Below are 20,392 nucleotides of genomic sequence, written 5' to 3'. Positions count from 1 at the left end.
TGGGCGGCAGGAAGGTCAGATGGCGTAGTCGACGACGACGGGCGTGTGGTCCGACCAGCGCTGGTCGTAGGCGGCGGCGCGGTCGACGGCGTAGTTGGTGACGGATGCCGCCAGCGCCGGGGTAGCGAGCTGGTAGTCGATCCGCCAGCCGGTGTCATTGTCGAAGGCCTGCCCGCGCCAGGACCACCAGGTGAACGGCCCGTCGACCTCGCCCGCCCACTTGCGGCCGACATCCACCCAGCCGAGGCCCGCCCCGGCGTTGTACGCCGGGTCGTCTTCCGCGCCGAGGATCCGGTCGAAGTAGGCGCGCTCTTCGGGCAGGAAACCGGCCCGCTTGACGTTTCCCTTCCAGTTCTTGATGTCGAACCTGCGGTGGCCGACGTTGAGGTCGCCGAGCACCACGACGCGGTCGCTGTGCGCGGCCAGCTCGGGCAGGCGCGCCAGCATGGCGTCGAGGAAGGTGTACTTCTCGACCTGCTTCGGGGTGTCGGCCTCGCCGGAGTGGACATAGGTGCTCACGACGGTGACGATGGTGCCGTTGACCTCGTAGTCGGCCTCGAGCCAGCGTCCGGCGCTGTCGAATTCGTCGGCGCCGAGCTGCACCCGGTGGATCGTGGCCGTCGATCGGCTCGCGATCGCGACACCGGCCCGGCCCTTGGCCGTCGCCGCGTCGTGCACTACGCTCCACTCCGGGCCGAGCAGGCCTTCGAGGTCATCCGTGGATGCCCGCACCTCCTGGATGGCGAGGATGTCGACGTCCCGGCCGGCGAGCCAGTCGCCCATGCCCTTGCGGAAGGCGGCACGCACGCCGTTCACGTTGATGCTGGCGATCCGGAGCGGTTTGGCGGGTGTGGCGGGGGAAGACGGCATGGATCAAGTCTAGTTTGGGCGCAGCCGCTTACCGTTTGGCGATCGGGTCCGCACCGGCTGCGCCTTCCCGCGCTGCGCGGTCGACAGCGGCGCGGAGGCGGCGGGAGGTGCCCCATTTGCGGTACCAGGCGGCTTCCCTGTGGGCGCGGCTGGCCTCGCGCAGTTCGGTGAGCACTGCCGCGCGTGCGGCCTCTGCCTCCTGGCGCAGACGCTCCGCCGCGGCCGCCGCGGAGACCGCGGCGCCCGGCCGCCGCGGGTCGATCCCCGAGTCCTGCATGCCGACGGAGATCCACGAGGCGGCCAGCAGGGTGACCGAGTTCGTCAGGTTGAACCAGATCAGCAGCCCGATGATGACGGCGAAGGTATCCAGCAACGGGTTTCGCCCGGCGCCGCCGAGGAGCGCCCCGCCGAGCACCTTGAGCCCGCCGAGCGCCACTCCGCCCAGCAGGGAGCCAACGAGGAGGCGGCGGAGGGGGATGCGCACCCGCGAGAGCACCCGGAAGAGCACGGCGAGCGTGGCCGTGTCGATGACCAGCACGAGGAGCAGGCCGACCGTGCGCGCTGACGCGCTGAACCAGAAGGACTCCTCCGGGATCCCGGCCAGCGCGAAGATTGCGCCGAGCGCCCAGGTGCTGGCCAGGGACACGAGCGCCGACACGACGAGGGCGAGCCCGAAGAGGAGGCCGAGGCCCAGCTCCCGGAGCTTGACCAGGGCGAAGAATGTCGTGTCGTGAGGCAGGCCGAAGATGGTTCGCACGGCCGTCGCTGTCGTCGACAGCCAGCCGAGTGCGGTGACGAGCAGGCCGACGAGGGCGATGGCGCCGGTCCAGCTGAGCACGCCGGCGCTGGCGAGTTCGGCGGGGTCGATGATGCCCTCGGTGCCGATCAGGCCGGGGATCGACTGGTTGATCAGGGCGAAGAGTTCTTCGGTCAGCGCGGGGTTGGAGTAGAGCCACAGCCCGGCGATGGAGAACCCGACCCAGATCGCGGCGAACATGGCGAAGATCGACTGGTACGACATGCCGCCGGCGAGGATGCCGCCACCGCTGTTCGTGAAGTGCGTGAACACGCGCACCGGTCGCCAGGCCAGGACCCGATTGACAGTCGCGGTGATCTTCACTTGACCAGCCTAGCGAGGCGCGTACCCGGCGGTGCGGTGCACCCCCAGTTCGGGGCGCAAATCATAAGTGAGCGAGTCTCACCTCTTGCGGAGGCTGCCTCGTCCTGCGACTATTCCACTGCTGAACCACTCGAGCCGCCACTCCATACCCCCGAACGTGGAGGGTGACCATGTCTCCGACGTACCCGCAACCTCGGCTACCCGATTCCGGGCATCCGAGTCGACGGATGCGCGCTGCCCAGGTCGCCGCGGTGGCTTTGGCGCTCCTATCGTGTGCCGGCCCGCCGGCGGCGTATGCCGCCGACGGACCGGCCGGGCACGGTGCGGTTGTGGTCGAGGCAGACGCGAATCGCGTCGGCCGGCCGGTGGCGCCGCGACCCGAAGCGGCCCCACCGGCTCCGGCCCGAGTCGCCGAGGCCGCAGCAGCCGAGGCCCCAGTCGCCCAGGACAGGACCGCTCGACCCGGAGCGCTCGACTTCGTCTGGCTTCTCCCGCTGGGCAGCGGCCTGGCCGTGCTCGGTACCGGCTGGGTGCTCAGCCGACGCAACCGCAACGACGATTCCGACTAGGCGAGACCGCCCGGCCGAGACCGATCAGGCGGAAGCTACGGCTTGCCTCGCATCATGGCCTGCTTGACCTCGGCGATGGCCTGGGTGACCTGAATGCCTCGGGGGCACGCCTCGGTGCAGTTGAAGGTCGTGCGGCAGCGCCACACGCCCTCTTCGTCGTTGAGGATGTCGAGGCGCACGGCGGCGTTGTCGTCGCGTGAGTCGAAGATGAAGCGGTGCGCGTTGACGATCGCGGCCGGGCCGAAGTACTGCCCGTCGGTCCAGAACACCGGGCAGCTCGACGTGCACGCGGCGCAGAGGATGCACTTGGTGGTGTCGTCGAAACGCTCACGCTGGGCCACCGTCTGGATGCGCTCCTTGCCGTCCTTGGGCGCCTGCTGCGACACGAGGAACGGCTGCACCGCCTTGAACGACTCGAAGAAGGGCTCCATGTCGACGATGAGGTCCTTCTCCAGCGGCAGGCCCTTGATGGCCTCCACGTAGACGGGCTTCGTGATGTCGAGGTCCTTGATCAGGGTCTTGCAGGCCAGGCGGTTGCGGCCGTTGATGCGCATCGCATCCGAACCGCAGATGCCGTGGGCGCAGGAGCGGCGGAAGCTCAGGGTCCCGTCCTGCTCCCACTTGATCTTGTGCAGGGCGTCGAGCACGCGGTCGGTCGCGTACAGCTCGACGTCGAAGTCCTGCCAGTGCGGCTCGGCGTCGACCTCCGGGTTGAACCGGCGGATCATCAGCGTGACGGTGTACGACTCGATCGCCTCGGGAACGGCGGGCGGCGTAATGGTTGCGGTGGTCACCGTCAGTACTTCCTTTCCATCGGCTGGTAGCGCGTGATCGTGACCGGCTTCCAGTCGAGCGCGATGTGGTCGGCCGCGTCGGCGGAGTGCGGGTCCCCGGTCAGGTAGGCCATGGTGTGCACCAGGTAGTTCTCGTCGTCGCGCAGGGGGAAGTCGTCGCGCATGTGCCCGCCGCGGCTTTCCTTGCGGTTGCGGGCGGAGAAGACGACGACCTCGGCGAGGTCGAGCAGGAAGCCGAGTTCGACGGCCTCGAGCAGGTCGGTGTTGAAGCGGCGTCCCTTGTCCTGCACGCCGATGTTCTTGTAGCGCTCGCGCAGCGAGTGGATGGTGTCGGTCACGTCCTTGAGCGACTCGTCGGTGCGGAACACCTGGGCCTTGGCGTCCATCGTCTCCTGCAGTTCCTTGCGGAGCACGGCGATGCGTTCGGTGCCGGTGGAGCTGCGGATGCCCTCGATCAGTCCGCGGACGAACTTCGCCGGGTCGGCGGGCAGCGGCACGAACTCGGCGGTCTTGACGTACGCGACGGCGTTGTTGCCGGCGCGCTTGCCGAACACGTTGATGTCGAGCAGGGAGTTGGTGCCGAGGCGGTTGGAGCCGTGCACCGACACGCAGGCGCATTCGCCGGCGGCGTAGAGGCCGGGCACGACGGTGGTGTTGTTGCGCAGCACCTCGGCGTTCACGTTGGTGGGGATGCCGCCCATCGCGTAGTGCGCGGTCGGCATGACCGGCACCGGCTCGGTGACCGGATCGACGCCGAGGTAGGTGCGGGCGAACTCGGTGATGTCAGGGAGCTTGGTCTCGAGCACCTCGGCGCCCAGGTGGGTGCAGTCGAGGTAGAGGTAGTCCTTGTTCGGTCCGGCGCCGCGACCCTCCGCGACCTCCTTGACCATGCAGCGGGCGATGATGTCGCGCGGCGCGAGGTCCTTGATGGTCGGCGCGTACTTCTCCATGAACCGCTCGCCGCTGGCGTTGCGCAGGATCGCGCCCTCGCCTCGGGCGCCCTCGGTGAGGAGGATGCCGAGCCCGGCGAGGCCGGTCGGGTGGAACTGGAAGAACTCCATGTCCTCGAGCGGGAGGCCCTTGCGCCAGATGATGCCGACGCCGTCGCCGGTGAGGGTGTGCGCGTTCGAGGTGGTCTTGTAGATCTTGCCGAAGCCGCCGGTGGCGAAGATGAAGGCCTTGGCCTGGAAGACGTGCAGCTCGCCGCTGGACAGGTCGTAGGCGACGACGCCCGAAGGCTGCTCGACCCCGTCGACCTCGGTCATGATCAGGTCGAGCACGTAGTACTCGTTGAAGAAGTTGATGCCGCGCTTGACACAGTTCTGGTACAGCGTCTGCAGGATCATGTGGCCGGTGCGGTCGGCGGCGTAGCAGGCGCGGCGCACCGGGGCCTTGCCGTGGTCGCTGGTGTGGCCGCCGAAGCGGCGCTGGTCGATCTTGCCCTCGGGGGTGCGGTTGAACGGGAGGCCCATGTTCTCGAGGTCGATGACCGCGTCGATGGCTTCCTTGGCGAGGATCTCCGCCGCATCCTGGTCGACGAGGTAGTCGCCGCCCTTGACCGTGTCGAAGGTGTGCCACTCCCAGTTGTCTTCCTCGACGTTTGCGAGGGCCGCGGCCATGCCACCCTGGGCCGCGCCGGTGTGGGACCGGGTCGGGTAGAGCTTGGAGATGACCGCCGTGCTGGCGCCGGGGCCGGCTTCGATGGCGGCACGCATGCCGGCTCCACCCGCTCCCACGATCACGATGTCGAACTGGTGGTAGTGCACGCCGTCAACGACGGTGGACTCCGTGGGCGCTGTGGAAGAGGCAGGCGTTGTCATGATGGGTGTGTGCAGCTCCTAAAGGGCCGAGCAGAACGAGGGGAGAAGGTCGGCGGGCTGGCCGGCCGGGCAGGGGTCGAAGGTGAAGACGACCAGGGTGCCGAGAATGATGAGGACCGCGACGCTGGCGAAGATGGCCCACTTGAGGATGCCGCGGATGAGCGGCTTGGTTGCGTAGTCGTTGACCAGCGTGCGCATGCCGTTGCCGCCGTGGATCAGGGCGAGCCAGAGCATCAGCACGTCCCAGGTCATCCAGAACGGGTTGGTCAGCTTGCCGGCGACGAACGCGAAGTTGAGGGCGCTGACACCCTCGCCCAGCCAGAGGTTGACGAAGAGGTGGCCGAAGATGAGCACGACCAGCACGACGCCGGAGACGCGCATGTAGATCCAGCCCCACTTCTCCCAGTTGACGCCCCGCTTGCGGGGCGCACGGGCGTAGGGACTGCGGGGGGCTTCGATGGTGGTTGACATGTCGTCCCCTCCTAGTGGTTGAACACGTTGGTCAGGTGGCGGGGCACGAAGGCGAGCATCGTGACCACCCAGAGGCCGATGACGACGTAGAACATCACCTTCTGGTACTTCGCGTTCCAGAAGTCGATCAGGATGATCCGGATTCCGTTGAACGCGTGGAACACGATGGCCGCGACGAGGGCGGTCTCACCGAGGCCCATGATGGGCGTCTGGTACTGGCCGATCACCGCGTTGTAGGCCTCGGGGCTCACCCGCACGAGCGCGGTGTCGAGGATGTGGACCAGCAGGAAGAAGAAGATCGCCACGCCCGTGATGCGGTGCAGGACCCACGACCACATGCCTTCTCGGCCCCGGTAAAGGGTTCCGGCGGGGCGACGCGAGGTCGTCTTTTGCTGATATGTCGGGGTTCCTGCCGTTTGCTGTGGCATGAATAACCCTCCCTGGTTGAGATGTGGCCTCGATGAGACGAGGCAGTCGCGCTCATGAGCGCGTGTTCCCAGTCTAGGTGTCGGCGCTCAGTTTTTTTGCGGACGGGCCCGCCTAACGTCGCATCGAGAGCGGCACGAGCGTGCTCGCCCAGACCGCGGCGCGCTCGTCGATGGCTCGTTCGTAGTAGTCGAGGAGGGTCCCGCACACGTTCTCCCACGACCGGCCGAGCACGCTGCGGCGCCCGGCCTCGCCCATCCTTCGGCGCAGCTCCCCGTCTCCGGCCAGGCGCGTCACACAACGCCTCATGTCCCGTTCGTCGTTCGGGGTGAAGAGGTATCCGTCCTCTTCGTGCGAGATGAGGTCGATCGGGCCGCCCGCGCGCGGGGCGACCACGGGGAGGCCTGCGGCGTGGGCCTCCTGGATGGTCTGGCCGAAGGTCTCTTCCGTGCCGGCGTGCAGGAACAGGTCGAAGCTCGCGTAGGCGGCCGAGAGCTCGGCGCCGGCCAGGCGGCCGAGCCAGGTGACGGGCATCCCGGCCAGTTCACGCCGAACGAGGTCGGAGGACGGCCCGTCGCCGACGAGGGCCAGGCGGATGCCGTCCAGCCCGCGCAGCGCCCGGAACCGCTCCACCTGCTTCTCCGGGGCGATCCGGCCGACGTAGCCGACGACGACCTCGCCGCGGGGGGAGAGGCGCTCCCGGAGCGCCCTGGCCGTCGGGTCGCTCCGATGGTTGGGGTGGTAACCGACGAGGTCGACTCCGCGGGCCCAGGGCTCCAGCCGGCGCAGGCCGATGCGACGCAGGTCGGCCATCGACGCCGTCGAGGGCACGAGGGTGAGGTCCGCGCCCTCGTGCACCCACTTGACGAGGCGCCAGGCCAGGCCGGCGGCCTGGCCGAGGTTGTTCCGGCGGGCGTAGCCGGCGACATCCGTCTGGTAGATCGCGACGGTGGGGATGTCCAGGCGGTTGGCCGCGGCGATGCCCTGGGCGCCGAGCAGGAACGGGGACGCGGCGTGCAGCACGTCGGGCCGGAAGTCCTGCAGTAGCCGGGAGACAAAGGGGCTGGGCAGGCCCACCGGGAATTGCCGGTAGGCCAGGGCCGGCACGGTGTGCACCGGAAACCCCGCGTACTCGGGCGGCGCCCCGGCCGGCGCGATGACGATGGCGTCGTGCCCGTGTCGCGCGAGGTGCTCGAGCACCCGGCACACGCTCGTGGTGACCCCGCTGATCGTGGGCAGAAAGCTTTCCGTGATGACCGCGACCCTCATGAGGCGAGCGTACGGAGGCGAGATAGCCGCCGGGTGAATGGCGGGTATCCGGCCGGGCGGCGGCGGTAGTCTGGCCAGATGCCTCAGACCAGCACCCCCATTGAGCGGTTTTACAGCGTGATCCCGGCCGGCGGGATCGGCTCGCGGCTGTGGCCGCTGTCCCGCGCGGACGCCCCCAAGTTCCTGCACGACCTGACCGGGTCCGGCCAGACGCTGCTGCGCGACACCTGGGAACGCCTGGCCCCGCTCAGCGGCGAGCAGCGCGTCATGGTCGTCACCGGCCGGGCCCACCGCGCCGCCGTCGAAGACCAGCTGCCGGAGCTGGCCGACCACAACGTGGTGCTGGAGAGCGAGCCGCGCGAATCGTCCGCCGCAATCGGGCTGGCTGCCGCGATCCTGCAGAAGCGCGAGCCGGGCGTCATCATCGGTTCCTTCGCCGCGGACCACGTGATCAAGGGCTCCGTCCAGTTCCGCGATGCGGTCACCGAGGCCGTGGCCGCCGCCGACGCCGGCTACATCGTGACCATCGGCATCCGGCCGACCGAGCCGGCCGTCGGGTTCGGCTACATCAAATGCGCCGGCCCGCTCGCCATCCCGGGGGCCCACAGCGCCCTCGCGGTCGACACCTTCGTCGAGAAGCCGAGCCTCGAGACGGCAGAGGGCTACCTCGCCGACGGCCGGTACCTCTGGAATGCCGGGATGTTCATCGCCCGGGCCGACCGCCTGCTCGAAGAAATCGGACGGTCAGAACCCGAGCTGCTGGCCGGGCTGCTGGAACTGGCCGAGGCGTGGGACACCCCGCGTCGAGGCGCCGTCGTCGACCAGGTCTGGCCGCGCCTGAAGAAGATCGCCATCGACTACTCGGTCGCCGAACCCGTCGCCGCCACCGGCAAGCTCGCCGTCATTCCCGGCCTGTTCGATTGGGACGATGTGGGCGACTTCGCCTCGATCGCGAAGATCCACTCCGGCGGGCGCAAGCACGACCTGGCCATCCTCGGGGAAGGCGCCCGCGTGCTCGCCGACTCGTCGAGCGGCATCGTCGTCAGCCACACCAAGCGGATGATCGCCCTCATCGGCGTCGAGGACATCGTCGTCGTCGACACCCCGGATGCTCTGCTCGTCACGACGAGCGCCAACGCCCAGAAGGTCAAGGCCGTCGTCGACGCGCTGAAGCTGTCGGGCTCGAGCGACGTTCTCTAGACTCGTTCCACCCCTGTGAAGGAGCGTCACATGACCCGTCGTGGTTTCATCGTCCCGGCCGTCGCCGTTTCCGCCCTGCTGCTCGCCGGCTGCGCGCCGGCGCCGGAGGAGGACGCGCGGCCCAGCAGCACGGCGGCGCCGGACTATTGCGCGCGCATGGTGACCAACTCCGGGGGCCTGGAGGACCGCTCCTTCAACCAGTCGAGTTGGGAGGGGCTCCAGCAGGCCGCCACCGACTTCGACATCGAGGTCGACGCGATCGTCTCCACGTCCGAGACCGACCTGGCGCCCAACGTCGAGCAGGCCGTGGGCACCGGCTGCGACTTCATCCTGACGGTCGGGTACGAGCTCGCCGACGCTACCACGGCCGCGGCGCTGGCGAACCCGGAGGTGCACTTCTCGATCGTCGACGAGCAGGTCGCGGGGGAGAACATCAAGCCCGTCGTCTTCGATACCGCCCAGGCCGCCTTCCTGGCCGGCTACCTGGCCGCTGGGGTCAGCCGCACCGGGATCGTCGCGACGTTCGGCGGCGGCAACCAGCCGCCGGTGACCCTCTTCATGGACGGCTTCGTCGACGGGGTGGCCAAGTACAACGAGCTGCGCGGAACCGCGGTGCGGGTGCTCGGCTGGGACAAGGCCACGCAGGACGGCGTGTTCACCGGCGATTTCGAGGACACCCTGAAGGGCAAGACGACGACCGAGAGGCTCCTCGACCGGGGCGCCGACGTGATCATGCCCGTCGCGGGGCAGGTCGGCGAGGGCGCGGCAGCGGCCATCCTCGAGCACGGCGAGTCCTCGCTGATCTGGGTCGACAACGACGGCTACGACTCGCTGCCGGCCCAGTTCCGGCCGATCCTGCTGACCAGCGTGCTGAAGAACACCCAGGATGCCGTCCTGGCGATCATCGACGCGGACCTCAAGGGCGATTTCTCCAACAAGCCGTACGTGGGCACCCTGGAGAACTCCGGCGTCGACATCGCGCCGTTCCACGATCGGGCCGGGCTTGTCTCCAGCGAACTCGCCGCCGGCGTCGAGGAGCTCCGCGCGGCCATCGTCGCCGGGATCCTCGAAGTAACCGGCCCGAACACCCCCCGCTGACCGGTCTCTTCCGGCTGAGTTTCGGACAAAGTACCTTCGTTTCGCAATTGAGGGTTCCTTTTCCGCAACTCAACCCGAACCGGCTTCGGGGGGTGCTCATTTGAGCAAGTTAGTTCGGCTATGTAACTGTTCGGTCACGACTCCGGTTTGCTCATCTGAGCAGGCAATTGTTCGCTAAGTTGTACCCACATAGCCCCTGCCCACCGCAGGGCCGCATCTTGGAGGTCGCTTTGAGAATCACATCCCGTAAGCCCGCACTGAGCGGCCTTGCCGCGCTGGGTGTCGTCGCTCTCTTCGCCGGGTGTGCTCCGGCACCGGAGGAAGGCGGGGACACAAAGGCCCCCGTCGTCAGCGACTTCCTGCCCTGCATGGTTTCCGACGCCGGCGGGTTCGACGACAAGTCGTTCAACCAGCTGGGCTACGAAGGCCTGGTCAAGGCGGCCGACGAACTCGGCGTCAAGGAAAAGCATGTCGAGTCCGCCACGGCGACCGACTTCAAGCCGAACCTGACCAGCCTGGTCGACCAGGGCTGCAACCTGATCATCACCGTCGGGTTCGCCCTCGCCGAGGCCACCGCGGAATCCGCCAAGGCCAACCCGGACATCAACTACGTCAGCATCGACGACACGATCGACCTCGACTTCGACGGCAAGACCGACGTTCCGAATGTCAAGCCCATCGTCTTCGACACCGCCCAGGCGGCGTTCCTCGCCGGCTACCTCTCGGCGGGCGTCTCCGAGACCGGCAAGGTCGGCACCTACGGCGGAATGCAGTTCCCGACCGTCACGATCTTCATGGACGGTCTCGCCCAGGGCGTCGCACATTACAACAAGGAAAAGGGCGCCAAGGTCGAGATCGTCGGCTGGAACACCGAAACGCAGAAGGGTGTCTTCTCCGGTACCTTCAGCGCCGGCACCCAGCCCCTCACCGACGCGCAGAACCTGATCGACGCTGGCGTGGACGTGCTGCTGCCCGTCGGCGGCCCGATCTACCAGAGCGCCGCTGCGGCCATCCGCGACTCCGGCAAGGAGATCGCCCTGATCGGGGTCGACGCCGACGTCTTCGTGACCGACCCGTCCGTCGCCGACCTGCTGCTCACCTCGGTCCTCAAGGGCATCGACGTCGGCGTGGAGGAAGCCGTCCTCAAGGCCGGCCGCGACGAGTTCGACGTGACGCCGTTCGTCGGCACGCTCGAGAACGACGGCGTCGGCCTGGCCGAATTCCACGACTGGGCCGACAAGGTCCCGGCCGAGCTGCAGGATGAACTCGACAAGCTGCGCGAAGACATCATCAGCGGCGACGTCAAGGTCACGTCCTACCTCGCCGGCTAATTTCGGCACGTAGATCTGTGGGGAGGCAGGCTCCGGCCGGCCTCCCCACAACATCGTTAACCACCCTAGGATCGGGAACATGAAGCTCGAACTGCGCGGCATCACGAAGACGTTCGGTGCCCTGGTCGCGAACGACCACATCGACCTCACGGTCGAGGCGGGAGAGATCCACGCCCTGCTCGGAGAAAACGGCGCCGGCAAGTCAACGCTGATGAACGTGCTCTACGGCCTCTACCAGGCCGACGCCGGTGAGATCGTGCTCGACGGAGTGGTGCAGAAGTTCGCCGGTCCCGGTGACGCGATGAACGCCGGCATCGGCATGGTGCACCAGCACTTCATGCTGATCCCCGTGTTCACCGTCGCCGAGAACGTCATGCTCGGCCATGAGGAGACGAACGTCCTCGGCCGGCTCAATCTCGGCGCGGCCCGCAAAAAGGTCAAGGAGATCTCCGACCGATTCGGCTTCCATATCGACCCGAATGCGCTCATCGAGGACCTCCCCGTCGGCGTGCAGCAGCGGGTCGAGATCATCAAGGCGCTGTCCCGGGAGGCGCGCGTGCTCGTGTTCGACGAGCCGACCGCCGTGCTGACCCCGCAGGAAACCGACGAGCTGATGGCCATCATGCGCCAGCTCAAGGAAGCCGGGACCTCGATCGTGTTCATCACCCACAAGCTCCGTGAGGTGCGCGAGGTCGCCGACCGGATCACGGTGATCCGGCGCGGCAAGGTCGTCGGCGAAGCGTCCCCGACGGCGACGAACACCGAGCTGGCCTCACTCATGGTGGGCCGGGCCGTCGAACTGACCGTGCACAAGGACGAACCGAAGCTGGGTCACGAAGCCCTGGTCGTGCGGGACCTCTGCGTCATCGACGCGCGCCACCAGCTCGTCGTCAACCACGTCAGCTTCGAGGTCCAGGCCGGGGAAGTGCTCGTCATCGCCGGCGTGCAGGGCAACGGCCAGACCGAGCTGATCGAGGCCCTGATGGGCCTGCAGCCCCGGGTGACGGGCACGATCGAGCTCAACGGCACATCCCTGCGCGGCCTCAGCGTGCGCAAGATCCTCGACGCCGGCGTCGGATTCGTGCCGGAGGACCGCACCGAGGACGGCCTGGTCGCCGCCTTCACCGTCGCCGAGAACCTCATGCTCGACCGCAGCACCGGAGCACCGTTCGTCAAGGCGGGCACCCTGCAGCGCGGCTTCCTCGCGGATTTCGCCCGGGAGAAGGTGACCGAGTTCGACATCCGCACCCAGGGCATCGACTCCCTCGCCGGCCAGCTCTCCGGCGGCAACCAGCAGAAGGTCGTGCTCGCGCGCGAACTCAGCCGGGAACTGCACCTGCTCGTAGCGACGCAGCCGACCCGCGGCCTGGACGTCGGCTCGATCGAATTCGTGCACAAGCGCATCATCGCGACCCGGGACGCCGGCATCCCCGTCATCGTCGTCTCCACCGAACTCGACGAAGTCGTTGGACTCGCGGATCGAATCGCGGTCATGTACCGCGGAGGAATCGTAGGTATCGTGCCCGGAACCACCCCACGCAGCGTCCTTGGACTCATGATGACGGGCGAACCCGCCCCCGGAACGGAGGCCGTGGCATGAGCGACAGCACCCGGCCGCCCGCCGAGCCCGCCGGCGCCGTGGCGGCGCCAGCCGACCACCCCGACGCCCCCCGGGGGCAGGACGCCGGCTCGGAGCGCTGGTCGCAGGCCATGCGCGACATCGTGGGCGGGAGCGCCGCCATCTCGGTGCTCGCCGTGTTCCTCGCCCTCGTCGTCGGCGCCATCCTGATCGCCCTCACCGATGAGCCGGTCCAGAAAGCCTCCGGCTATCTCTTCGCCCGGCCGGGGGACATGTTCGCCGCCGTGTGGGATTCCGTCTCCGGCGCCTACTCGGCGCTCTTTCAGGGCTCGATCTACAACTTCCGCCGGCCGGGATTCGCCGCCGGAATCCGTCCGCTCACCGAGACCCTCACCTTTGCCACGCCGCTGATCGCTGCCGGTCTCGGCGTCGGCCTGGCCTTCCGGGTCGGGATGTTCAACATCGGTGGCCGCGGACAGATGCTGATCGCCGCCGCCAGCGCCGGCTGGGTGGCATTCGCCGTCGACCTGCCCGCCGGGATCCACCTCATCGTCGCCGTGCTCGCCGGCCTCGTCGGCGGTGCGCTGTGGGGCGGCATCGTCGGCCTGCTCAAGGCCCGCACCGGCGCACACGAGGTCATCGTCACGATCATGCTCAACTTCGTGGCGCTGTACCTGGTCTCGTACCTGCTGCGCACCCCCGGGCTGCTGCAGGAACCGGGGTCAAGCAACCCGCAAACGCCGCCGATGAAACCCACCGCCGTCTTCCCCGACCTGCTGGGGCCGACGTACAACCTGCACGCCGGCTTCCTCACGGTCGTCGCCGCAACGATCTTCGTCTGGTGGCTGCTCAGCCGCTCGAACCTCGGGTTCCAGTTCCGGGCCGTGGGTGAGAACCCGAACGCCGCGCGAGTCGCCGGAATCAACGTGCAGAGCGTGTATGTGAGCGCGATGCTCATCTCCGGCGGGCTCGTCGGCCTGGCCGGGATCAACCAGGTGCTCGGCACCGTGACCACCGGTTTCGGCGCCGGGATCGACGCGAACATCGGCTTCGACGCCATCACGGTGGCCCTGCTGGGCCGTTCGCGTCCCTGGGGGATCTTCTTCGCCGGCGTTTTGTTCGGCGCGTTCAAGGCCGGGGGCTTCTCGATGCAGGCGGCCGAGGGCGTCCCCATCGACATCGTCCTCGTCGTGCAGTCCCTGATCGTGCTCTTCATCGCGGCGCCGCCGCTGGTGCGCGCGATCTTCCGGCTCCCGACACCGGGAACCAAACCCAGGTCGCGACCGACCGTCGTGAAGAAGGAGGTGACGGCGGGATGAGCACCATCACCCAGACCGTCCAGCCGAGCCAGGGCCAGCCGGCCCTGAGCACGGTCGTGCTCCGCAGCTGGAAGGCCGCGATCGCCCTCAGCATCTTCGCGGTCCTCGGCCTGCTCATCTTCGTCCTCCTCGGCGTGGACACCCAGGGGCAGGTGAGCACCTTCCGGCTGTCCCAGTCGCGCGATCTTATCCAGCTCCCGGACCTGGTGCTGCCGACCTTCGTCACCGCTGTCGTCTCCAGCATCCTGCTGTTTGCCATGGCCGCCTGGTCGATTTGGATCACCACTCACTCCCGCAAGGTGCCGCTCTGGCTCGTCGTGGTCTTCGCGGTGGTCTTCATGATCGGGTTCCTCACCTGGGCGGCAGCAGGCTCGACGATCCCCGTCCCGGGGCTCTTCGTGGGCACCATCACCCTCAGCGTCCCGCTGATCTTCGGGGCGCTCGGCGGTGTGATCTCCGAACGTTCCGGGGTCGTGAACGTGGCCATCGAGGGTCAGCTCCTCGCCGGGGCGTTCAGCTCCGCCGTCGTCGCCTCGATCACCGGCAACCCGTACCTCGGGCTCGTCGCCGCGGCGATCGCCGGCGTACTCGTCTCGTTCGTGCTCGCCGCGTTCTCGATCAAGTACCTCGTCGACCAGGTCATCGTCGGTGTCGTGCTCAACGTGCTCGTGATCGGGCTGACGAGCTTCTTCTTCTCCCAGCTTCTCTCACCCAATGCCGCGGCGCTCAACACACCGGAGCGTTTCCCCCGGATCAACATCCCGCTGCTGAGCGAGATCCCGATCCTCGGCCCGGCGCTCTTCCGCCAGACGTTCATCGTCTACTTCATGTATGTCGCCGTCGCCGTGATCTACTTCGGGCTGTTCCACACGAAGTGGGGACTGCGGCTGCGCTCCGTCGGTGAGCACCCCAAGGCCGCCGACACCGTGGGCATCAACGTCAACGGCACCCGGTTTTGGAACGTGTCCCTGGCCGGTGCCATCGTCGGCTTCGGCGGCGCATACTTCACCCTCGGATCCGTCGGCGCATTCAACAAGGAAATGACAGCCGGCCTCGGCTTCATCGCCCTCGCCGCCGTCATCTTCGGCCGGTGGGACCCGCTGAAGGCGACCCTCGCGGCGCTTCTGTTCGGTTTCGCCAGCAACCTGCAGAACGTGCTCAGCATCATCGGGTCACCGGTGCCGAGCGAGTTCATGCTCATGCTCCCGTACGTCGTGACGATCTTCGCCGTCGCCGGCCTCGTCGGCCGGTCCCGGCCGCCTGCCGCCGACGGCAAGCCGTATATCAAGTGATGACTTCAGGATCGGATGACGTGACCCCACCAGCGGGCGACATTGACTGGGATGCGCTGCGCGAAGCGGCCATGACGGCGATGGCCCTGGCCTATGTGCCGTACTCGAATTTCCCGGTCGGGGTGGCGGCACTCGTCAGCGACGGGCGGATCATCAGCGGCTGCAACGTGGAGAACGCGTCCTACGGGCTCACGCTCTGCGCCGAATGCGCCCTCGTCTCGTCGCTGCACATGACCGGGGGCGGCCGGCTGGTCGCGTTCACCTGCGTCGACGGCCACGGGCAGGCGCTGATGCCGTGCGGCCGCTGCCGCCAGCTGCTCTACGAACACTCCGCGCCCGGCATGCTGCTGGAGACGGTCTCGGGCCTGCGCACCATCGATGAGGTGCTGCCGGATGCCTTCGGGCCCAGGCAGCTGGCCGAGTACCAGGGAGAATGACGGGGATGACCATGGACTCCAGTGCCGGCGCCAGCGCCGCCGCCCTTCCGGCCGGTTCGGCCGGGAGCATCGAGGCGTTCGACACCGTCGACCTCATCCACGCCAAACGCGACCGCGGCGAACTCAGCACCCCGCAGATCGACTGGCTGATCGACGCGTACACCCGCGGCTATGTGGGCGACGAGCAAATGGCCGCCATGACCATGGCCATCTTCCTCAACGGCATGACCCGCCGGGAGATCCGCGACCTGACCATGGCGATGATCGACAGCGGCGAACGGATGAGCTTCGAAGGCCTCGGCAAGCCGACCACCGACAAGCACTCCACCGGCGGCGTCGGCGACAAGATCACCCTGCCGCTGATGCCCCTCGTCGCGGTGTTCGGCGTGGCCGTGCCTCAGCTGTCCGGCCGCGGCCTCGGCCACACCGGCGGCACCCTCGACAAGCTCGAATCCATCCCGGGCTGGCGCGCCAACCTCAGCAACGAGGAGATGATCGCCCAACTGCGCGAGGTCGGCGGCGTGATCTGCGCCGCGGGCAGCGGCCTGGCCCCGGCCGACGGCAAGCTCTACGCCCTGCGCGACATCACCGGCACCGTCGAGGCGATCCCGCTGATCGCATCCTCGATCATGTCGAAGAAGATCGCCGAGGGCACCAAGGCGCTCGTGCTCGACGTGAAGTTCGGCTCCGGCGCCTTCCTGAAGAACATCGAGCAGTCCCGGGAACTGGCCCGCACCATGGTCGCGCTCGGCCACGATGCCGGGGTCGCGACCTCCGCGCTGCTCACCAACATGAACGTCCCGCTCGGCCTCGCCATCGGCAACGCGAACGAGGTGCGCGAGTCGGTCGAGGTGCTTGCGGGCGGCGGGCCGGCCGACATCGTCGAGCTCACGATCACGCTGGCGCGCGAGATGCTCGCCCTCGCCGGGAAGACCGACGTCGACGTGGAGGCCGCCCTGAAGGACGGCCGGGCGATGGACAAGTGGCGCCAGGCCATCCGCGCCCAGGGCGGCGACCCGGATGCCGCGCTGCCGGTCGCCCGCGAAACCCACGTCGTTCTCGCCGACCGGGACGGCATCCTCGTGCAGCAGGACGCCCTGCCGTTCGGCATCGCAGCCTGGCGGCTCGGCGCCGGCCGCGCCCGCAAGGGGGACCCGGTGCAGCACTCGGCCGGCGTCGACCTGCACGCCAAGCCGGGGGACGCCGTCACGAAGGGCCAGCCGCTGTTCACGCTGAGCGCCGACGAGCCCGCCCGGTTCCCGCGCGCGCTCGAGTCGGTTGAGGGCGCCTGGCGGATCGGCGACCCGGGTGAGCCGGTGCTGACCGGCGGCCCGCTGATCGCCGAGCGCATCACCGCCGACGACTGACCCGTCTGCTACTCCGGGTCGCCGATTCGCTCGAGCGCGTCGACGATCAACGACCAGAACTTCTCGTGGTCGAGGTCGACGGCGACCTGCGTGGTGCAGTCCGCCGGGGCGGGGGCTCGGAAGTCGGCGACGGTCATGCCCAGGGTGAGCGTGCCGGTAAGTTCCACATCGAGCGGGGTGCGGCGCACCGCCATCACGCTGGGATCGATCACGTAGGCCACCGCGCACGGGTCGTGCACCGGCGGGTGGTCGAAGCCCTGCGCCTCCTTGTAGGTCCCGGCGAAGAACTCGAGAAGCTCCCCGACGAACCTGGCCGGCCCGGTGCCGACCGCGGCGATCCGCGCCGCCACGGCGGGCGTCGCGAGCGCCTGGTGGGTGAGGTCGAGGCCGATCATGGTGAGCGGCCACTTCTCGTTGAAGACGATGTGCGCGGCCTCCGGGTCGATCACGATGTTGAACTCGGCCGTCGCCGACCAGTTGCCCACGTGGTATCCGCCGCCCATCAGCACGACCTCCCTGACCCGCTGGGCGATCCGGGGTTCCTTGCGCACGGCCAGGGCGATGTTGGTGAGCGCGCCGGTGGGCACGAGGGTGATCTCGCCGGGCTCGTGCGCCATGATCGTGTCGATGATGAGGTCGACGGCGTGCCGGGGGTCGAGCGGGATGACGGACTCGGGGAGTACCGGCCCGTCGAGGCCGGACTCGCCGTGGATGCTCGGCGCCGTCTCGATCCGGCGCACGAGCGGACGCGCGCAGCCGGCCGCGAACGGCACGCCGGTGATGCCGGCCACGCGCGCGACGGACAGGGCGTTGCGGGTGACCTTGTCGAGGGTCTGGTTGCCCATCACGGTGGTGACGGCGACGAGGTCGATGTCGGGGTTGCCGTGCGCGAGCAGCAGCGCGATCGCGTCGTCGTGGCCCGGGTCGCAGTCGAGGATGATTTTGGTCGGCATGTGCCCAATCTATCCGCGCGTCGCTAGTGGCCCGCCCCGAGTGGGCGACCGGTTGAGTTGCGGGGAAAGTACCTTCGTCAGCACTGTGAAGGTACTTTCTCCGCGATTCGGCGTGGCACCCAGCGAGCATTCAGGAAACAGGGAGGCTCGCGGGGCGCTCCGCCGGTAGATTAGGGGGGTGAACACGAGCCCAGACGAATACCTGCTGCCCGGCGGCGGAGCGAGCATCAACGCCCTGCCCAAGATCTCCCTGCACGACCACCTCGACGGCGGGCTGCGCCCCGCGACGATCGTCGAGCTGGCCGACTCCGCCGGCGTCGACCTGCCGACGACGGATGCCGCGAGCCTGGGCTCCTGGTTCGTCAGGCAGGCCAACTCCGGCTCCCTGGTCGAGTACCTCAAGACCTTCGACGTGACCACCGCCGTCATGCAGACCCGCGAGGGGCTCGTGCGCGTCGCCCGCGAATTCGTGGAAGACCTGGCCCGCGACGGCGTGATCTACGGCGAGGTCCGCTGGGCCCCCGAACAGCACCTCACCCGCGGACTGACCCTCGACCAGGCCGTCGAGGCGGTGCAGGAGGGTCTTGACGCCGGTGTCGAGCACGTCGGACAGGCCGGCCACGACATCCGCATCGGCCAGCTCATCACGGCCATGCGGCACGCGAACCATAGCCTCGAGATCGCCGAACTGGCCGTTCGCCACCGGGGGAACGGCGTCGTCGGCTTCGACATCGCCGGAGCGGAGCTGGGTTTCCCGGCCCGCAACCACGTGGCCGCCTTCGACTACCTCGCCCACGAGTTCATGCCGGTCACCGTGCACGCCGGCGAGGCCGACGGGCTGGAGAGCATCCGCGGGGCCCTGTTCGACGGTCGCGCCCTGCGCCTCGGTCACGGCGTTCGCCTCGCCGAAGACGTGAAGATCGGCCGCGCCGACGGCGACAACACATTCGTCACGCTCGGCCCGCTCGCCCAGTGGGTGCGCGACCGCGAGATCGCCCTGGAGCTGAGCCCGTCCTCCAACCTGCAGACCGGCGCGATCGCGGCCTGGGGCAAGGACCTGCTCGACCACCCGTTCGACCTGCTCTACCAGCTCGGCTTCCGGGTCACCGTCAACACCGACAACCGCCTGATGAGCAATACCACCCTCTCGAAGGAGATGGCGCTGCTCAGCGACGCCTTCGGCTACGACATCGACGACCTCGAGGTGTTCCAGCTCAACGCGGCCGCGGCGGCGTTCCTCCCGCTCGAAGAACGCGAGGAACTGGCGGATGCCATCGTCGCCGGATTCGAGAACGAGTAGGCGTCGGCCGCTCCGGTCGAGCCCGCGCGAACCGTGACACGATGACGCTCCTGCCCCTTCCCCTCGACGCGATCGAGATCGGCGTGCATGCCGATACCTGGCGTGCCGCAGTGACCGCGGCGGGAGACGCGCTGCAGCGCTCCGGCGCCACCGAGGCCGGCTACACCGAACGGATGATCCGCGTCATCGACGAATTCGGTGCCTACGTCGTGATCGCCCCCGGGCTGGCCCTGGCCCACGCCCGGCCGGGGCCCGATGTGATCACCGAAGGCCTGAGCATCGTCACCCTGGCCGAACCTGTCGCGTTCGGGCATCCGCACAACGACCCGGTCGGCGTCATCGTCGGCCTGGCCGTCCGGAACGGCGACGAGCACCTGCATGTCGTCGCCCAACTCGCCAATGTGTTCAACGATCCGCAGGTGATCCCCGCGATCGCGGCGGCGACGGATGCCGAGGCCATCCGTTCCCTGCTCGGAATGACCGACCCCGCGAAGGAACCGGAATGAAAATCGTCGTCATGTGCGGTGTCGGAATCGGGACGTCCGCCATTCTCAAGGTCAACGCCGAGCGCGCGCTGGAACGGCTCGACATCGACGCCGACGTGACGGCCACCGACGTCGCCGGCGTGCAGGCGGCCGGCTCGGACGCGCAGGTCATCCTCACCTCGCCGGAGCTCGTGCACGCGATCGGCAAGACCAACGCCGACGTCATCGTGATCGACAACTACTTCGACCTGGACGAGCTCACCGCGAAGCTGGAAGCGGCCCTGGGCTAGTTCAGGCGACGCCCGGAGCCGCCGGGCCGAGGGCCCGCCTGGGCCGATTGAGCCGCGGGAACACAACGGCTGCGAGCACAACGGCGAGCACCGGAGACGCGAAGGCTGCGAGGAGCAGAGCCGCGCCGGTGAGCACGGTCAGGCCGAGGCCGATCAGGGCCGCGGTGGAGGCCCGGCCCGGTCCGACCAGCGGCAGCCGGGCGAACACGCCCACCGCGATCGCCAGCCCGTAGAGGAGCAGGCCGAGGGCGGCGAGAATCCAGCCCACGGATGACCCCGTGCCGGCGGTCAGCACGTTGTCGGCGGAGAACGCCGCCGCGGCCAGGAGCGCGCCGGCCAGCAGCGCGGCCGGAGCCCAGGCGACCCACCGCGGCGCGTGCCTCGTCCGGCGCCGGTGCGCCA

At 68.6% G+C, this 20,392-nt stretch carries 20 protein-coding genes and 1 pseudogene; 12 read left to right on the top strand and 9 right to left on the bottom strand.

Going from position 1 to position 20,392, the window contains the following annotated elements; all coding sequences use genetic code 11:
- Positions 1–15: 15 nt before the first annotated feature.
- Positions 16–870, bottom strand: coding sequence for an exodeoxyribonuclease III (locus tag E3T33_RS04065; protein WP_092323208.1), 855 nt, complete (start codon positions 868–870; stop codon positions 16–18).
- Positions 871–898: 28 nt separating this feature from the next.
- A complete protein-coding gene (locus tag E3T33_RS04060) occupies positions 899–1,990 on the bottom strand; it encodes a YihY/virulence factor BrkB family protein (RefSeq protein ID WP_092323206.1) in 1,092 nt (363 codons plus the stop codon).
- A gap of 227 nt (positions 1,991–2,217) precedes the next feature.
- Between E3T33_RS04060 and E3T33_RS04055 the strand changes: the two genes are divergently transcribed.
- Positions 2,218–2,559: a hypothetical protein gene (locus tag E3T33_RS04055; protein WP_134574813.1), complete on the top strand. Its 342-nt coding sequence runs from the start codon at positions 2,218–2,220 to the stop codon at positions 2,557–2,559.
- 35 nt (positions 2,560–2,594) lie between these two features.
- Here E3T33_RS04055 and E3T33_RS04050 read toward each other — a convergent pair whose 3' ends face one another.
- From E3T33_RS04050 to E3T33_RS04030, 5 genes are all read right to left on the bottom strand, one after another.
- Complete coding sequence (locus E3T33_RS04050; protein ID WP_092323203.1) at positions 2,595–3,353, bottom strand: succinate dehydrogenase iron-sulfur subunit; 759 nt, start codon at positions 3,351–3,353, stop codon at positions 2,595–2,597.
- Between the two features lie 2 nt (positions 3,354–3,355).
- Positions 3,356–5,173, bottom strand: a complete 1,818-nt coding sequence (sdhA, locus tag E3T33_RS04045) for a succinate dehydrogenase flavoprotein subunit (protein WP_092323202.1) — start codon at positions 5,171–5,173, stop codon at positions 3,356–3,358.
- A gap of 18 nt (positions 5,174–5,191) precedes the next feature.
- Positions 5,192–5,644 carry a succinate dehydrogenase hydrophobic membrane anchor subunit gene (locus E3T33_RS04040; RefSeq protein WP_092323200.1) on the bottom strand — a complete coding sequence of 151 codons (453 nt, stop codon included), beginning with the start codon at positions 5,642–5,644 and terminating at the stop codon, positions 5,192–5,194.
- An 11-nt stretch (positions 5,645–5,655) separates the two neighbouring features.
- Positions 5,656–6,072 carry a succinate dehydrogenase, cytochrome b556 subunit gene (sdhC, locus tag E3T33_RS04035; protein WP_092323199.1) on the bottom strand — a complete coding sequence of 139 codons (417 nt, stop codon included), beginning with the start codon at positions 6,070–6,072 and terminating at the stop codon, positions 5,656–5,658.
- A gap of 112 nt (positions 6,073–6,184) precedes the next feature.
- A complete protein-coding gene (locus E3T33_RS04030; RefSeq protein ID WP_092323197.1) occupies positions 6,185–7,339 on the bottom strand; it encodes a glycosyltransferase family 1 protein in 1,155 nt (384 codons plus the stop codon).
- A gap of 78 nt (positions 7,340–7,417) precedes the next feature.
- Here E3T33_RS04030 and E3T33_RS04025 point away from each other — a divergent pair, with 78 nt between their 5' ends.
- From E3T33_RS04025 to E3T33_RS03990, 8 genes are all read left to right on the top strand, one after another.
- A complete protein-coding gene (locus tag E3T33_RS04025) occupies positions 7,418–8,539 on the top strand; it encodes a mannose-1-phosphate guanylyltransferase (RefSeq protein WP_092323196.1) in 1,122 nt (373 codons plus the stop codon).
- A 30-nt stretch (positions 8,540–8,569) separates the two neighbouring features.
- On the top strand, positions 8,570–9,637 hold the full coding sequence (locus E3T33_RS04020) for a BMP family ABC transporter substrate-binding protein (RefSeq protein ID WP_092323194.1): 1,068 nt from the start codon (positions 8,570–8,572) through the stop codon (positions 9,635–9,637).
- 230 nt (positions 9,638–9,867) lie between these two features.
- Positions 9,868–10,968: a BMP family ABC transporter substrate-binding protein gene (locus E3T33_RS04015; protein WP_134574812.1), complete on the top strand. Its 1,101-nt coding sequence runs from the start codon at positions 9,868–9,870 to the stop codon at positions 10,966–10,968.
- A 79-nt stretch (positions 10,969–11,047) separates the two neighbouring features.
- The gene (locus tag E3T33_RS04010; protein WP_134574811.1) at positions 11,048–12,568 is read left to right on the top strand and encodes an ABC transporter ATP-binding protein; all 1,521 of its coding nucleotides are present in this window, start codon (positions 11,048–11,050) and stop codon (positions 12,566–12,568) included.
- Positions 12,565–13,866: an ABC transporter permease gene (locus E3T33_RS04005; RefSeq protein ID WP_134574810.1), complete on the top strand. Its 1,302-nt coding sequence runs from the start codon at positions 12,565–12,567 to the stop codon at positions 13,864–13,866. The genes E3T33_RS04010 and E3T33_RS04005 overlap by 4 nt, the downstream gene beginning before the upstream one ends.
- Positions 13,863–15,158: an ABC transporter permease gene (locus E3T33_RS04000; RefSeq protein ID WP_092323190.1), complete on the top strand. Its 1,296-nt coding sequence runs from the start codon at positions 13,863–13,865 to the stop codon at positions 15,156–15,158. Before E3T33_RS04005 ends, E3T33_RS04000 begins: the two co-directional genes overlap by 4 nt.
- A gap of 20 nt (positions 15,159–15,178) precedes the next feature.
- Complete coding sequence (locus E3T33_RS03995; protein WP_255452888.1) at positions 15,179–15,595, top strand: cytidine deaminase; 417 nt, start codon at positions 15,179–15,181, stop codon at positions 15,593–15,595.
- An 11-nt stretch (positions 15,596–15,606) separates the two neighbouring features.
- Positions 15,607–16,962 carry a thymidine phosphorylase gene (locus E3T33_RS03990; RefSeq protein ID WP_092323228.1) on the top strand — a complete coding sequence of 452 codons (1,356 nt, stop codon included), beginning with the start codon at positions 15,607–15,609 and terminating at the stop codon, positions 16,960–16,962.
- Positions 16,963–16,970: 8 nt separating this feature from the next.
- Here the strand turns inward: E3T33_RS03990 and E3T33_RS03985 are convergent, their stop codons facing one another.
- Positions 16,971–17,915 (bottom strand): nucleoside hydrolase, encoded by a 945-nt coding sequence (locus tag E3T33_RS03985; RefSeq protein WP_134574809.1) that lies wholly within the window; start codon positions 17,913–17,915, stop codon positions 16,971–16,973.
- 178 nt (positions 17,916–18,093) lie between these two features.
- On the opposite strand from E3T33_RS03985, the gene E3T33_RS03980 reads away from it, so the two are divergent.
- Genes E3T33_RS03980 through E3T33_RS03970 form a run of 3 tightly spaced genes read left to right on the top strand, consistent with a single transcriptional unit; the run spans position 18,094 to position 19,990 of the window.
- Positions 18,094–19,215: an adenosine deaminase gene (locus E3T33_RS03980; protein WP_134574808.1), complete on the top strand. Its 1,122-nt coding sequence runs from the start codon at positions 18,094–18,096 to the stop codon at positions 19,213–19,215.
- Between the two features lie 41 nt (positions 19,216–19,256).
- Positions 19,257–19,721, top strand: coding sequence for a PTS sugar transporter subunit IIA (locus E3T33_RS03975; RefSeq protein WP_092323184.1), 465 nt, complete (start codon positions 19,257–19,259; stop codon positions 19,719–19,721).
- Positions 19,718–19,990, top strand: coding sequence for a PTS sugar transporter subunit IIB (locus E3T33_RS03970; RefSeq protein ID WP_092323182.1), 273 nt, complete (start codon positions 19,718–19,720; stop codon positions 19,988–19,990). The genes E3T33_RS03975 and E3T33_RS03970 overlap by 4 nt, the downstream gene beginning before the upstream one ends.
- A gap of 1 nt (position 19,991) precedes the next feature.
- Here E3T33_RS03970 and E3T33_RS15180 read toward each other — a convergent pair.
- Positions 19,992–20,392 (bottom strand): annotated as a pseudogene (locus tag E3T33_RS15180) (hypothetical protein); the annotation flags it as partial.

The organism is Cryobacterium sp. TMT1-2-1 (assembly GCF_004403955.1).
Classification (GTDB): Bacteria; Actinomycetota; Actinomycetes; order Actinomycetales; family Microbacteriaceae; genus Cryobacterium; species Cryobacterium psychrotolerans.
The sequence above is the reverse complement of the archived record's forward strand: the minus strand, read 5'-3'. Positions and strand labels throughout refer to the sequence as shown.